This window comes from uncultured Jannaschia sp., assembly GCF_947494055.1.
Classification (GTDB): Bacteria; Pseudomonadota; Alphaproteobacteria; order Rhodobacterales; family Rhodobacteraceae; genus Jannaschia.
In genome coordinates this window covers 42,083-55,898 of record NZ_CANLTR010000020.1, presented here as the reverse complement: position 1 = coordinate 55,898, position 13,816 = coordinate 42,083, and the positions used below count along the sequence as shown (strand labels likewise).

Genomic DNA, 13,816 nt, shown 5'->3' with positions numbered 1-13,816 from the left:
TCCTCCTCAAAAGGATGAATCACACCGCCTCCCTCATGGGAATCCCCACGATTCAACTTTCGGCCGAAAAGCTCTAGGGCCGCGGATAGCCCGCCTCGACTAGCCGGGCGATGGTCATCCGTCCGACCGCCGCCGCGCCGGCCGCGTCCGAGCCGGAGATCGCCGCGAACATGCCGCAGACCAGCACCGTGGCCGAGCCGAAGCCGCCCTTGCCCCAGGACGTCAGCGCCTCGGCCACGTCGAGGAACTTGCGGCTGAGCCCGGTGCGCACCAGTACGTCGCCCGTCAGGATAAAGAGCGGCACCGCGGTCAGCGCGAAGGCGTCGATCCCGGAGAAGAGCGACTCCCCCAAAAGCGACATCGGCACCGCGCCCGACCACCATATCAGCGCAGCCGCCGAGGCCCCGATCACGGCCCAGACCGGCACGCCGAGCGCGCAGAGCGCAACGAACAGGAGCACCGGCCCGTAAAACGACCAGCCGAGCTCGACCGTCTGCTCCTGCAATTGCTGGAAGAGCATTTCGCGGGCCTATTCGTAGAGCACGTTGCCCTCGAACATGTCGCGGCCCCGGCGGAGGTCGCGGACGTCCCGAAGGAACGACTGGATGAGGCGGACGAGGATAAGCGTGAAGCCGATCGGAACGGCGGCAAGCGCCCAGACCTTAGAGACGCGCAGCCCGTCCGTCACCGACCCGAACCGCCAGCTCACCTCCACGGTGTCGAACGACCACCACAGCGCGAGGCAGGCGACGGCCGCCATCACGAGGTCGCCGAAGATGTAGAGCGCCGCCTTTCCGCGCGGCGGAAGGTAGTGGAACAGCACGTCGATGCGGATATGCGCCCGGTCCCGCACCGCCGCGGCCGCGCCGATCCAGACGAGGTAGATGAAGGCGTAGCGCACCACCTCCTCCCCCCAGATCGAGGAATACGCGAACACCTCGCGACGCATGACCTCGATCGCCATCGTCCCGACGAGCATCGTGTAGAACACGAGCAGCGCCCAGCGTTCGAGGTTGCGGTCGATCACGCCCAGCATCGTTCTGTCCCGATGCGCCGGGTCCGGACGGCTCACGCCCGGACCCGGCGCCGGTCAGGCGTCGTTGACATAGAGCCGGCCCTGCGTGTTCGCCGCTTCCTCCAGCCGCTGGAACGCCTCCATTGACCCGGCCAGCTCGGTCTTGAACTGGTCCCATTCGCTACGCTGATAGCCGCCGGCCTCCTCCCATGCCGCAAGCTCGTCCTCGGAGAGGGAATGGAACTCCACGCCCGCCTTCTCGAGCTCGGCCTGCGCGAACGCGCGCGCGGCCGGCACCTTGGCGAGGTTCTGCTGCGTCGTGATCTCGGCGGCGAAGTCGAGCGCCGCTTTCACGTCGTCGGGGAGGCTTTCGTACCATTGCAGGTTGACGGAATACATCTGGCTGTCCGGCACCGCCTGCGTGAAGGTGATGTGGCTCAGCATGTCCTTGAAGCCGAACACGTAGAGCGCGCCGACCGACGGATCGAGCGCGTCGGCCACGCCCTGCTGGATCGCGGAGGGCGTCTCGCCCCAGGCCACGGGCGTCGGGTTGGCGCCCACCATGCGGTAATATTGCTGCAGCATCTGGCTGCCCGGCACCCGGAACTTCACCCCCTGCAGGTCCGACGGCGCCATGACCGCCCCCTCGCCCCCCTTGCGGACCGCCACCACGCGCGGGTCGATGACGATGTAGAGGAGCGGCTTGAACCCGCTCGCCTCGACCTTCGGGTGGACCTCCTCCTTCCAGGCGTCGGAAGCCACGAGGTTGGTGAACTTCTGGTTCGAGCCGCAGAAATACGGCAGGTTGATCAGGTCGATCGCGGAGGCGAAGGGGGCGAAGTTCGACAGCGAGTGCTGCGCCGCCTGGATCGTGCCGGACTGGACCTTCTGGACGAGCTCGCCGCCGACGCCGAGCTGCCCGCCGGAGGCCAGCTTGACGTAGACCTTGCCGCCCGAAGTGTTCTGGATGTTCTCCTTCAGGTCGAGCTGCATGAGCGGATAGGACCGATCCGCGGTCAGCACGTATTCGGTGCCGATCGTCATGACGTGTTCGGCCGCGGCCTCGCGGTCCCGCTCCTCGTTGGCGGTCTGCGCCACCGCCGCGTCGGACCAGAGCGTGCCGGCGGCGCCCGCGACCATCGCGGCGGTGAGGCTGCCCGTTCCGGCGAGCTTCAGGAAGTTGCGGCGTTCGGCCGAATTCAGCGCGGTCCGGTCTTCGGTCATGGTGGTGTCCTCCCTGGACAATGTCGCGCCGCTACTTTCGCGCGGCGGCTTCGTATCTGAGGATGGCGACGACGAACGCGACGGCCGCCATGAACAGGACCAGCATCTCCGAGACGTTGCTCAGGAAGGCGTCCCCCAGGGAACCCATGACGACGTTGGCCATGAAGACCGCGAACAGGGCGGCCGATGCCAGAAGGGCCATTCCGATTCCTCCCTCTCGAAATGCCGGCTTTTCGAGGTAAGCGCCCTCGTGTCGTTGGCGCAAGCCTTATTCAGAGCCACCTCCCGGCTCGATGCCGACGATCTCAGAGGATCTGGTCGAGGCCCCAGAAACGTCGGACCTGCTCGCTCCAATCGTCATGCGTCTCGGCGGCGGCAGGAGGAACGCACTCGACGCGGAAGCCGAAGCGTTCCAGGCGGGCAAGTCCGTCCTCCGACAGGACGATGATCCCGGTATCGCGCTCGAGCGCCAGCGCGGCGAGGCGCATGGCGCGCGCCGCGGCATCCGGCAACTCGCCCGCGACCCGGAAGCCGACGCAGATCGCGTCCTCGCGCTTGAACCGCGGTTCGGGGAACGGCAAGGCGTCGAACGCGGGGAAGACGTCTTGCCCGGGGGCGTCGGGCCGGGGGCCGAACGGTGCCGTCAGATCGTCGATGTCATCGGCGTGGTGCGGCGTGACGCGCGCCAGTATCGTCCAGTAATCCGTGGTCATCGTCATGAACCTCCTCGATCGCGCGTGCGGCGGCGCGGTTGCCGGGCTCCGGCAGGTCGATCCGCGCGAGCCGCGCCGCCGTCGCTTCCGCCTCTCCGCGGGACAGGAAGCGGTTAAGTTCGCGTTCGAGCCGCATGAGCTCGTTCGGCTCGACGACCGACGCCAATCCCCTCTCGCTCGCGGCGCGCGCCCGCGCGTTCTGATCGTCCATGAACGCGCCCGTCTGCGGCAGGAAGATCGCCGGCGTCCTGTTGTAGAGAACCTCGTGGAAGAGGTTGTAGCCCGCCGCGGCGACGCAGAGATCGGCTGCCGCGAGGAGAATGCCGGCCCGGTCGGTCCGGACGACGCGGGTCCGCCGCCAACCGAACCAGCCCGGCTCCTGCCGGGCTCCGGGCCAGAGGACCACGAGGTGGAGGACGTCGGATCGCGGCTCCGTCATGCCGCAGAGCGCCTGAATCTGCGCGCTCCGGTCCGCCGCGATGCCGCCGCCGAGCAGAGAGACCACGAGGTGGTCGAAGTCGAGGCCGTAGCGTGCCGCAAGCGATGCCCGCAGGGTATCGCGTTCGCGCGCGGAAAGCGTCGTCCGTCGCACGACGGGGCCGACCTCGCGGACGTGATCGCCGTGGGAATAGCGCGTGTTGAGCTCCGCGAAGGCCTCCAACGGGACGATCACCCGCGCGAACACCTTCTCGCGGTCGAGCGCGACCGAATTGTCCTGCGCCGGCTGCCAGAGGCCCCGGCGGATCCAGATGCCGCGGAGACGGTTCTCGAGGATCGTCCTGTAGATGGAGTCGAAAACGTATCCGCCGTCGAAGACGAGGCTCCTTCCGCCCGCCGTCAGGGCGCGGAGGCGGACATAGTTCACGAGGTCGTTCTCGAAGCTCTGCCGATGGGCGTCGCTGCGGCTGATCATCGGCATGACGTCGAAGCCGTAGGATTTCACGAGACGGGTGCAACTCGGAAAGGCGGCGAAGACGGGTTTCGTATCCGACGCGATCTCGCCCGCGACGAGCGCGCAGCGTTGCGCATGGCCGAGGCCGATCCCGTTCGTGGGGACGAAGGCGAGGGGGGCGATCGGGTCCGCGGGCGCATCGGGGGCCGGCGTTCCGAGGTCGGGCAGCGCCACCTCGGGCGCGAAGCAGGCGGCGGTGCGCGACCCCGCCGTCCGCCGCCCAATCTCGGCTCGGTTCGGCAGGATCTCCGCCTCCAGAAACGGCGCGAGCGTGACGGTGTCCACCGGGGCGCGCACGAAAAGCTCCAGATCCGAGGCGATCGCATGACCGGGCGTCGCGTCGAGGAGGGGAACGCCCGACCGGCCGAGATTGGCGACGAGACACTGAAGCCGGTAATTGCCGAGGAGCGGGGTGAAGGTCGCGCAGATATCGACGCGCTCCGCCAGATCGACGGGCAGAACCTCGCCGTAGTGAAAGACCGGCACCTCGGTCCCGTTCGTCGTCTGCCAGCCCCGCTTGGCACGGCCGTTCGTCAGGATCGTCACCTGCAGCCGCTGCGACAAGGCGAGGGCGACGACGCCCGCCGCTTCACGCGGGTCGGCGAGGTCCGGCTCGACGAGGAGGAGCCGCGGGCGGGCAGGGACCTTTCCGCGACGCGGCATTCCGAAGACCGGCCCGCGGGAACCGGCCCCCCCCGACCAGCCGTCATTCGTCAGGTCGTGAAGCTCCGGCTCGCTGCCGAAGACGTAGGAGAGCTTCGCCCGCAATCCGATGGCCGCCTGCCGGGTCGGATAGGTGCCGAAGGCCGTGCAGCGCGTCGCGTCCCCCGATAGCCGCCGCAACGCGACCAGCTTCGCGTCGGTGAGGCGGTGAGACGCGAGAAGGACGACGTGGTCCCCGGGACCCGGCAGCCGATCGGTAAGATATCGCGCGAGGTCGAATTGCAGGTTCCGGCCCAAGTCGGTGGGAATGGAGGCGAACTGGATGCGCGCACGGATACCGGCCGCGGAGAGCTGGCTTGCGAAGACCGCGAGATCCTCGAGATCGCGCGTCTCGGTGCCGCAGGTATCACAGAAGAGCATTGGCGCGGCCCTCGATTCCCTCGAGCCCGGCAAGGACCGTGCTGCGGAACGCCTCCGGCCGGAAGCGCCGGAGCCCGTCTTGCGCCTCCTCGACGAATGCGACGTACTGGGCCGGCTCGGCCAGGAACCTGGCGATCGTCCCGTCGACTTCGTTCGCGTCCGTCGGCACGACGGCCGGGCCGAAGGACTCCGCGGTCGCCGGGTCGGTGAGGACCATCTTGCCGGCCGCGATCGCCTCGGCGATGACCCGGCCAAAACTCTCGCGCCAGAGCGGATGCGTGAAATAGACGAAGAAGTCGATCTCCTCTAGAAAGCGCGACACGTCCGTCTCGCCGAACCTGCGCAGATCCCAATGCACGGGCACGCTGTCCGGCTCCGACAGGAAGCCGTCGCCCCCGAGGATGACCACGCCCTCCGCATGGGGGGGGAAGTGCCGCAGCATGACCTCCATGGGCGGAAACTTCTCGAGCCCCGGCCGCGAGTGACGCCCGCGCAGGTCCCTCGGCCTCTCCGTCGGCGGCCGGATCGGCATGTCGCAGATGTTGAACCAGTCGAACGGGGTCGCCTCCCACGGCGCCCCGGTCTGCTCCAGCCACGTCTCGACGCCGCGACGGTTCAGGGGCGAGACGGGTGCGAGCCAGCGCGACGTGCAGACGAGGCGGGATTCGATGAGCGACAGGCAATGCGCCACGTCGAAGCTCTCGGTGTCGCCCGGACGCAGGAAGTTCTCGTGCGTGACCAGCACCGCGGTCGAGCAGCTGAACCGGACCGGAAGGGCCACATCGAACTTCAGGCACGACGGATTATGGAAGACGATCGTGTCGGCCCGCACCACGGACGGGCTCCACCGCAGCTCGAGACCGGCATCCGCGATCGCGTCCTCGAGGTCCGCATTCACCCTCCTGTCGCGGAACATGGCCGTCTCGATCCCGACGATCTCGAGATCGACCAACGGCGCGAGTGCCCTTATCTCCGCCGCGACCGCGGCCGACGTCCCGCCCGGAAACCTCGGGTCGACCACGAGAGAGATCCGACGCCGGGGCCGCGACGGGCGGAACCCATCGCCGGATGTGGAGGCAGGTAGCTGCCTCATCCGCATCTAGTAGATCGAGACACCGGGCGCGTCGTCCTGCGAATCCCCGTCCTGCGACGAGCCGAACCCGAGATAGCTGATCACGTTGCGCGACTCCGCCATGAATTGCACGAGGAGTTGGGACAGGTCCGTGTAGCCCTCGAGCAGTTCCGGATTCTCGGCGAGATAGCTGCGCAGCCTCACGACGTCGTTCGCCTCGAGCAGCTCCTGGATGACCTCCAGCTGCTCGAGGGTCGGCTCGGCCGCGGAGGCCGTGTTGCCGAACGGCATGGCCATGATCATCGCCGCGATCGCGACGGCATACCTCCGTCTCATTCTCTCGTTCCCCCGTCAGACGCGGCGCATCGTCCACGCTTCCTTTTCCCCGGACCCATGGATAGCCAGATTGACGCCTAAACGAAAGCCTCGCGCGGGGTGGTGCCGCCCACGTCAAGCAGACCCTGCCGGCAGACGCGGCGGAACCGTCCGATTGGACGGCTGGAGGGTCAGTCCAGCTGATCCCGCAGCAATTCCTGTACCGCGCCAGCCAGACGTTGCCGCTCCCGCTCCTGTTGCGTGACCCGACGTGCGGCGGCCGTCGCGCGGTCCACGGGGTCCTGCGCGCGCCCGGATGTCCCGGACGCCCGGGCCTGCGCGCGCGGCGGGGCCGCGGGGGCATCCCCTCGCAGCCAGACTTCCAGGAACCCTTCCGGCGGCCGGGACTGCGAATCCGTGAAGCTCCGGACCGCGACCGCCGCACCGTCGAACGCGGTCGACGTGGACGCGGCGACCTCTTCCGCGGCTGCCCGGTCGCTCTCGTGGTAATATCTCACCTGCGTCGAGCTTATCTGGATCGAGGCCGGATAGGCGGCGACATCGGCGAACCCGGCCTTGGTCAGTTCCGCCGACACCTGGTCTGCCTCAGCGGGGGAAACGGCCGGGAAATGCAAGGCGACGCGTGACGTCCTTGGCGCGATCGCGGGTTCCGTTTCCGGGCTTTCTGCGGCCAACGGGCTTTCCGCAGGCAGCGAAGGCAACGGTCGCGCGTCCTCTCGCGGCACTGGCAGGAGCAAGGGCGTATCGGCCAAGCTCAGACGGAGGTCGAGCGGGTCCGGGCCGCGGCCTGCCGGCAAGTCGGGGAGGACGGGAATCCCGATGTCGAACGAGGGCGCCTGCAACGCGTTCGTGACCGGCGGTTCCGGCGCCGGCCGAGGCAACGCGGCGATCTGCGGGGCCGACGTCCCGGCCGGTTCCGCCAAAGACAGATCCGGCAGGGGGTTCCGTCGGACCGGCTCCCCGGACGAAGGCCAATCGACCGCCGCGATCTCCTGACCGGATGCGGTATCCGGAAACTCGGGACGTTCCGAAACGGCCGCAGGCACGGCGTCTGCGGGGGAACCGCCCGCTCCGAGCGCGGGGGCTCCAGCCGTCTCGGTGACTGGCGCGACCGTCTCCGAACCGGCCGTCTCGCTCGGCGCGGGCGCAGGTTCCGCGCCGTCCCTCGGCTCCGGCACGCTTTCGACCGCCGGCGGCACGATCGCGATCTGCCAGCCCTTGAACTGCAGCATCAATGTGGAGACGGCCCCGATGGCCGCGCCCGAAAGCAGGATCGCGGCGATCAGAACGGGAGATTGCCGTTTCCGCGGCACCGCGACATGCGGCACGACGGCGTGACCGTCCTCGTCGGAAACCGCCTCAAGACGCTTCGCCGGCTGGCGGTCCGGGTCGTGGATCACGGCCACCGCATTGTACGAGGCAGGCGAGGCACTTTCGGCGAACTGGTTCGGTCGCTCCTTCGCCCGCGCCGACGTCTGCATGCGTGCCGCGAGAGGGAACGTCATCGGAGAATTCGCCGGCGCTTCCTTGTCGGCTCGGACCTCTTCCGACGGGATCGGCGCGGCAGGCGCGACTGGCCCCTTCGGCACGGACGCGCGGTCCGCATCCCGCGATCCCTTCCCTTTGGCGGCCATGACTTCCGCGCGGCGCGCCCGGGCGACCGCCAGGCGCGCTTCGAGAGCGGCGGGATCCATGAGTTTCCGGATCGCTTCCCGCTCCGGATCATCGCTTTCGCACCCGACAGGATCGGGCAAGGTCCCGTTCCGAACCTGCATGTCGATTTCCGGTTCGTTTTTGCGCCAGCAGGTCTTACGCGAAAGATTAACCATTCGCCAGTCGCGCCGCCGCCAACGAGCGAGAAATTGCGCAGTTTCGCCGGAGCGCAACGGCGATCTTCATCAGACAGGGCGTCCGCCACCTCGACCGCGATGCGGTCGGCGCGCGACGTCGGCATAGGAACAGTGCGAGGTCGATGTGGTACGACGACGGTTCTTCGCCCCTTGGGCCCTGTCCTCCCTCTCAAACCACGTGCGCCTGCGAAAAGGTCCGTGGCGTTAAGGCTGGGAGATTTACCGGGACACGCCACCTTCAGCGCAAGCTGGCCTTCGTGCGAAACGGTGACCTCGGTTGGTCGGGATTCCGAAGGCGATCCTGATAATGGGCCGAAGTCGATAGAGGCAACCTGCGGCGAAACGCATACGGCATCGTCCCGATCTCACGCAGAGCTTCATCGCAACCGTTCGGATCTTCCGGGCACCTTTTCGCTTCAGCTGAACCATGTCTCGAGGTTCTTCGAGACGATCGCATCTTCGGTAAGGGTGCCGAACCGGCCACGCATCCCTTCCGATCTTTCGATGATGCTCTGATCTGCCGTAGCGTAGATCTCGTTGATCGAGGTCTGCTGGAGCGTCCGGAAGGTCGCGGCGGCTGTGCCGGTGAGCGTCCGCAGTGCCGCCTTCCATTCGTCCTGCAAGCCTTGATCCATCGATGACTGGCGGGACGCGACGCTTGCGGCGATCTCCGGGCCAAAGCGCCATGGCACGCGCCAGCTATTTGGGGAGCGCGCGCGCCATGGCGCTCGGCACCCCAATATTGGCCTGGTTTTGCGCCGCCACGTGGCCGGTTTTTACTCTGCCGTTGACACCGGTCTCGCAATAAATCGGAGAATGACCGCTTCATTCAAAATACTGGATGCCTAAGTCCGCCAAAGACGTGATTTGACCCGGAAGCTTACCGTTCGCGAAGATATCTGGTCAGTAAGGGTCACTGCTTGGGTAAAGTTCGGACGGAGGCAATCAACGCAGCGAAGGTCGCGACAGCCTCAGCTTTGCTGATCGCACCCCTGATCACTCTGGCTGACAAGGCCTCACCAGCGCCGACGAGTCCGACACACATTCGATACAGTTCAGGATCAGGCAGGTCGCTGTGCGGCGTCAGCACTACGGTGAACATCTCGACCGACTTATCAAGCAGCTCCTCGAACACAGCCGCCTTCTCTTCGCTACCCGCAAGGGCTGCCCCGACCGCATGGAATGCGTCGGTCGTGTCCGCCGCGCAGTCGATATAGGTCTCGGCCAAATTCCGCACCGCCTCGTCGGCTCCGGGATCACGGCTGATCAGAGCGTCCCGGAACGCGTTGACGCGTTCGGTATCGATCCAGCGGTACAACTCGATCAGGAGCCCCGAGCGGTCACCAAAGTGGTCGTAGGGCACGGGTTTCGAGACGCCGGCACATCGAGCCAGGTACCCGAGTGTAAGCCTGTCGGCGCCTTCGTCGCGCACGATTGCCAACGCGACATCGAGCAGCTGGCTTCGCCGCTCCTCCTTCGGCAACCGCTTTGCCCTCTCGCTCCGGTTCGTTTCGGCCAAACTTGATATTCTCCTGGTCCGGGTTGAAACCTACCATCAGTAGATTACATTTTCTTACCGTTGGTAGGTTATAATCCCTGCCTGACATGGTCTCAACCCAGCACAAGGAACATCTTTGATGTCACCAGCACCCATACTCCTCATGGGCGGGTCCGGAGCGATCGGCCATCAGACCACGCGCAAACTGCGCGGCACTCATCCTGAAATTCCCTTACTCATCGGCGGTCGCGATCTCACGAAAGCAGAAAACGCAGCCGCCGAGATCGGCCATGCTGAAGGGGTCGCGCTCGATCCGACCGCCGCGGACCTCGGTCTTGGCGATCGCCCGATCCGAGCTGTCGCCGTGTTATACATGGATCACGCGCTTGCCGGCCTGCGCTTTGCCCAGTCACGCGGCATCCCGCATATCAGCATCTCGACCGGAATATTCGAGATCGCGCCGGAGATCGCGACCTACATCAATGCTCCCGACGCGGCGCCGATCGTGCTGGGCTACGAATGGCTCGTGGGCGCAACCACCGTGCCGGCCCTCGAGATCGCCAGGACGTATTCCCAAGTGGACGAGATCCTGATCGGTGCGTTGGTGGACGAGCAGGACACCGGTGGTCCGACGGTGGCAAAAGACTTTGCGCATCTGAAGAGAATGATGCCCGCTGCGTTCACGCGGCGTGGCGGCGACTATCTCTGGCGCGAGGGCGACGCAGCCAAGACCTCGTTCCGCGCCATCGACGGTACCGTCATGGACGCGGAAGGCTTCTCGTCTATCGATGTCATGGGACTGGCTGCGGCAACTGGTGCTCGGAACGTCGAATTCAACATCGCTACGGGTGTCAGTTCCTCCCGTCGCCGGGGCGAGCCGAAGTCGACCGAGATCGTTCTCGAATTCGCCGGTCGGGACCAGAAGGACGAGCCGCTTCGGACCCGCCATGTCGTGATGCACCCTGACGGTGCCGCGCCATTGACCGGGATCGGCATCGCGATGATCCTCGAACGGCTGCTCGGCCTCGACGGTGAGGTACCAACCGCGCCCGGACTCTACTTTCCGTATCAGCTCCTCAGCTACGATACGTATATCTCTCGCCTCGAGCAGGACGGCGGGGCGGTGATCGAAGGTGAGATTCGATGAGGGGGCGAAATCCTATGGAATAGCCCGTTCCTGCGGGAGGAACCCGCTAAAGCCATTGGACGATCGGACACGGTCGCTGCGACGAACCCCTCGCCGACCATCCTCATCACCGGCACGCCGTGTGCCACAGCTCGCGCCAACGGAAGATCTTATCAGACCGGATGTTGTTCTGATGGGCTGCAGTGATGGCCGTCTCGCGAGGATCATGATCCGAAAAGGACACCTACTCTGAAAGCGATGGGAGTTCTCTCGGTTCGGTCAGGGCCTGTTTCTTGCTGTCCGTCGAGGCGCTGCCGACCCGGTGACGATTTGAACACAACGCGGGCGACCTGGGCCGGGATACGGATGTCGCCGCATAGTGCATGAGCGTGACCCCGTTCTGCTCGCGGATAACAGGAGACGTGGCCTCGACCTTTTCGAAGAGCTCCGGAGCGATCTTGGATATCGTGCCAGGCCGTTTCGCACGCGTGATCAGCAGGCCGGTCGCGGCGCAGAGTTCGGCGGGGAATGCGCCACGGAAGCCGTAGCGCCGTAGGTCGGTGACGGACCAGACGGGCATCTGCGGGAAGCGAAGCGCGAGCGATCCAGTCATCGCGTAGTCGGTCGTGGCGATCCATGTCGCGCTCGTCTCCTCTAGCAATGCGCCGATCTCGGCTCGGATCGCGGGCCATCCGCGGGTTTGATTCGGGGGATTGTCACTGCGCCCGATCGGGACCACTGGATTGAAGGCCGCCGCGATCAGACCGACGCTCATCGCGGTTGCGAGTCCGAGCGTGGCACTCGCCCAAGCTCTCGGCGAGTGGGATCGAACGAGGCCGAAAGCCGCGAGGATCGCGACATGCGCCTGGAGCGGCACGATCCAGTTCGCCTGCACCTGCGCATGGGTCGCGTGATAGGCGAAGTAGGCCAGGAGCGGCGCGGCGCTCCACGCCAGGAGCGCGCCGTCCCTCGGCGGAGCCTTCAGCGCGCGAAAGGCGAACCAGGTGGCCAAGGGCGTCGGCGCCAAGAGGAGGAGCGCCGTATACTCCCCGAGATGGCGGAGGGAGTAGTTGGACGCGCCAAGACGTGCGCCCTGGCGCTCCAGGCCGAGCCAATCGTTCTGAAGGTTCCAGACCAGATAGGGGAGAAGCGGTAAGAGCGCTGCCCCCATGGCCACGTAAGGCAGACGCGTCGAAAGGTAGGCGCGGCGTTTGGGTACGGCTAGGAGATAAGACAGCAGTCCGACGGCGAGAAAGGCGTTGGTGAACTTCGACAGCCCGCCAAGACCAAGAAACAGACCCGTGCACGCCCACCAGAAGGTGATGGACGGCGTTTTCGGAGCCAGCTCCATCGCGCGGAGCGCAGTCCAGAGCGTGGCGATCCAGAACAGGGTCGACGGAGCGTCGGGGGTGGCGAAGCTGCTTAGGGCAAAGACGAGGAGTGCAAGGTTGTAGAGCGTCGTCGCGAGCACCGCCACGCCCGCGCCGCCATCCGACATGCGTCTTGCCATGTCCCCGACAAGGTATCCCGAGATGGCGAAGCAAACGACCGGAAGCAGGCGGATACCGAGCGAGGTCTCGCCGAGTAGGTCGGTCCCCGCCCGGATCATGTAAGCGATCATGGGCGGGTGGTCGTAGTAGCCGAGGGAGAGGTCGCGCGCCCAGAGCGCGTAGTAGGCTTCGTCGTCGAAGAGCGGCACCAAAGCGGCAATGGCGAGATGGGACGCGAGGAAGAAGAGCGACAGGGCGAGCAAAGGGCGCCGCATCGGTCCTCCGCCTACCGGCGCCGCGCCTTTCCGAGGCGTCAAAGCTCGATGCCGAATAGCCGCTGCGCGTTGCGGAACGCGATCTTCTCCTTGGCGTCGCGGGGCAGGTCGACCGCGCGGAACCAGTCGGTTCCCTGCGTCATGTCCGCGAAGGGATAGTCGGTCCCGAACATCACGCGGTCCACGCTGACGTAGCGCAGAAGGAGATGGAGCAGCTCGTCCTGGAAGAAGGCGCTGGTCGTGTACCAGAAGTTGTCGGCGAAGTACTGACCGAGGGGCTTGTCGAGGGAGTCCTCGGTCGACTTGGCCATGTCTCCGACGATCCGTTCGTAATAAAATGGAAGGCCCTCGCCCATATGACCGACGATCATCTGCAAGTCGGAGTGGCGGTCGAACGCCCCCGTGATGATCAGGCGGAGGCACTGGGTGACGACCTCTTGGTGCCAGCCGTAGCCCGAGCCGCTGAAGATGTAGCTCTGGAACAGTCGGTCGTGATCCGGCCGCGACAGGTCGTAGTAGATGTCGTAAACCGCCTTCGGCGGAAAGCCCGGATGGAGGTAGATCGGCACGCCGAGGGCCTCGGCGCGCGCCAAGAGAGGCTCGAAGTCCGGGTGGTCGAGGAATCGGTTTCCGACGAACCCGTTCGTCATGGCGCCCACGAAACCGTCCTCGCGGACGGCGCGCTCCAGTTCGTCAGTCGATGCCTCGGGTTCCTGGAGGGGCAGGGTCGCATAGGCGCGATAGCGCCTCGGATGGCTGGCCATCGGCCCCTTGGCGATCATCCTGTTCAGCCGGTAGGCGAATTCGATCCCTTCCTGCCCGCCGACGTTCTGCACGCCCGGCGTATGTGCCGAAAGGATTTGCATGTCGATTCCGGCCGCGTCCATTTTCCCGAGGCGCTCCGCGCCGATTTCGAGCAGCCCGGTCTCGACCAGATACTCGACATGCTCGTCGTTGATTGCGTTCAGCGCGATCAACTCGTCGGTCGTGTAGGTCTCCTCAATGGCGATGAAGGGCAGGTTGCGGTCGCGCTGCGCGATGATCGATGGCTCCGCCGCTGCGGCGCGGGTCACGATCGCGGGCGCGGCCAGGCCGAAGCCGACACTGGCGGTCACGGTGCTCCGCAGGAAGGCGCGCCGCTCGAGGATCGGGCCGTTCCTATGTCTCGACGTCTTCATCTTA

The 13,816-nt window shown here is 66.2% G+C and carries 13 protein-coding genes and 1 pseudogene; 1 reads left to right on the top strand and 13 read right to left on the bottom strand.

The window, feature by feature from the left end; genetic code table 11:
- Nucleotides 1-76: 76 nt before the first annotated feature.
- The 11 genes and pseudogenes from Q1A87_RS15095 to Q1A87_RS15045 all read right to left on the bottom strand — a co-directional run.
- A pseudogene (locus Q1A87_RS15095) lies at nucleotides 77-520 on the bottom strand (TRAP transporter large permease subunit); the annotation flags it as partial.
- A gap of 9 nt (nucleotides 521-529) precedes the next feature.
- On the bottom strand, nucleotides 530-1,036 hold the full coding sequence (locus Q1A87_RS15090; protein WP_299652899.1) for a TRAP transporter small permease: 507 nt from the start codon (nucleotides 1,034-1,036) through the stop codon (nucleotides 530-532).
- Between the two features lie 54 nt (nucleotides 1,037-1,090).
- Nucleotides 1,091-2,239, bottom strand: a complete 1,149-nt coding sequence (locus Q1A87_RS15085; RefSeq protein WP_299652897.1) for a TRAP transporter substrate-binding protein — start codon at nucleotides 2,237-2,239, stop codon at nucleotides 1,091-1,093.
- Between the two features lie 31 nt (nucleotides 2,240-2,270).
- Nucleotides 2,271-2,441 carry a hypothetical protein gene (locus Q1A87_RS15080; RefSeq protein WP_299652895.1) on the bottom strand — a complete coding sequence of 57 codons (171 nt, stop codon included), beginning with the start codon at nucleotides 2,439-2,441 and terminating at the stop codon, nucleotides 2,271-2,273.
- Between the two features lie 103 nt (nucleotides 2,442-2,544).
- Nucleotides 2,545-2,958, bottom strand: a complete 414-nt coding sequence (locus Q1A87_RS15075) for a hypothetical protein (RefSeq protein ID WP_299652893.1) — start codon at nucleotides 2,956-2,958, stop codon at nucleotides 2,545-2,547.
- Nucleotides 2,897-4,987, bottom strand: a complete 2,091-nt coding sequence (locus Q1A87_RS15070) for a glycosyltransferase (protein ID WP_299652891.1) — start codon at nucleotides 4,985-4,987, stop codon at nucleotides 2,897-2,899. The genes Q1A87_RS15075 and Q1A87_RS15070 overlap by 62 nt, the downstream gene beginning before the upstream one ends.
- Nucleotides 4,974-6,008 carry a hypothetical protein gene (locus Q1A87_RS15065; RefSeq protein ID WP_299652889.1) on the bottom strand — a complete coding sequence of 345 codons (1,035 nt, stop codon included), beginning with the start codon at nucleotides 6,006-6,008 and terminating at the stop codon, nucleotides 4,974-4,976. The genes Q1A87_RS15070 and Q1A87_RS15065 overlap by 14 nt, the downstream gene beginning before the upstream one ends.
- 78 nt (nucleotides 6,009-6,086) lie before the next feature.
- Nucleotides 6,087-6,395, bottom strand: a complete 309-nt coding sequence (locus Q1A87_RS15060; RefSeq protein WP_299652887.1) for a hypothetical protein — start codon at nucleotides 6,393-6,395, stop codon at nucleotides 6,087-6,089.
- Nucleotides 6,396-6,565: 170 nt separating this feature from the next.
- Complete coding sequence (locus Q1A87_RS15055; RefSeq protein WP_299652885.1) at nucleotides 6,566-7,900, bottom strand: hypothetical protein; 1,335 nt, start codon at nucleotides 7,898-7,900, stop codon at nucleotides 6,566-6,568.
- 761 nt (nucleotides 7,901-8,661) lie between these two features.
- Nucleotides 8,662-8,868 (bottom strand): hypothetical protein, encoded by a 207-nt coding sequence (locus Q1A87_RS15050; protein WP_299652882.1) that lies wholly within the window; start codon nucleotides 8,866-8,868, stop codon nucleotides 8,662-8,664.
- 290 nt (nucleotides 8,869-9,158) lie between these two features.
- Nucleotides 9,159-9,764 carry a TetR/AcrR family transcriptional regulator gene (locus tag Q1A87_RS15045; RefSeq protein ID WP_299652879.1) on the bottom strand — a complete coding sequence of 202 codons (606 nt, stop codon included), beginning with the start codon at nucleotides 9,762-9,764 and terminating at the stop codon, nucleotides 9,159-9,161.
- Between the two features lie 118 nt (nucleotides 9,765-9,882).
- Here Q1A87_RS15045 and Q1A87_RS15040 point away from each other — a divergent pair, with 118 nt between their 5' ends.
- Nucleotides 9,883-10,890, top strand: coding sequence for an NAD(P)-dependent oxidoreductase (locus tag Q1A87_RS15040; RefSeq protein ID WP_299652874.1), 1,008 nt, complete (start codon nucleotides 9,883-9,885; stop codon nucleotides 10,888-10,890).
- Between the two features lie 223 nt (nucleotides 10,891-11,113).
- Here the strand turns inward: Q1A87_RS15040 and Q1A87_RS15035 are convergent, their stop codons facing one another.
- Together Q1A87_RS15035 and Q1A87_RS15030 are read right to left on the bottom strand one after the other, a co-directional pair.
- Nucleotides 11,114-12,634, bottom strand: a complete 1,521-nt coding sequence (locus Q1A87_RS15035) for a glycosyltransferase family 39 protein (RefSeq protein WP_299652871.1) — start codon at nucleotides 12,632-12,634, stop codon at nucleotides 11,114-11,116.
- A gap of 38 nt (nucleotides 12,635-12,672) precedes the next feature.
- Nucleotides 12,673-13,812, bottom strand: coding sequence for an amidohydrolase family protein (locus Q1A87_RS15030; RefSeq protein ID WP_299652867.1), 1,140 nt, complete (start codon nucleotides 13,810-13,812; stop codon nucleotides 12,673-12,675).
- Nucleotides 13,813-13,816: the final 4 nt, after the last annotated feature.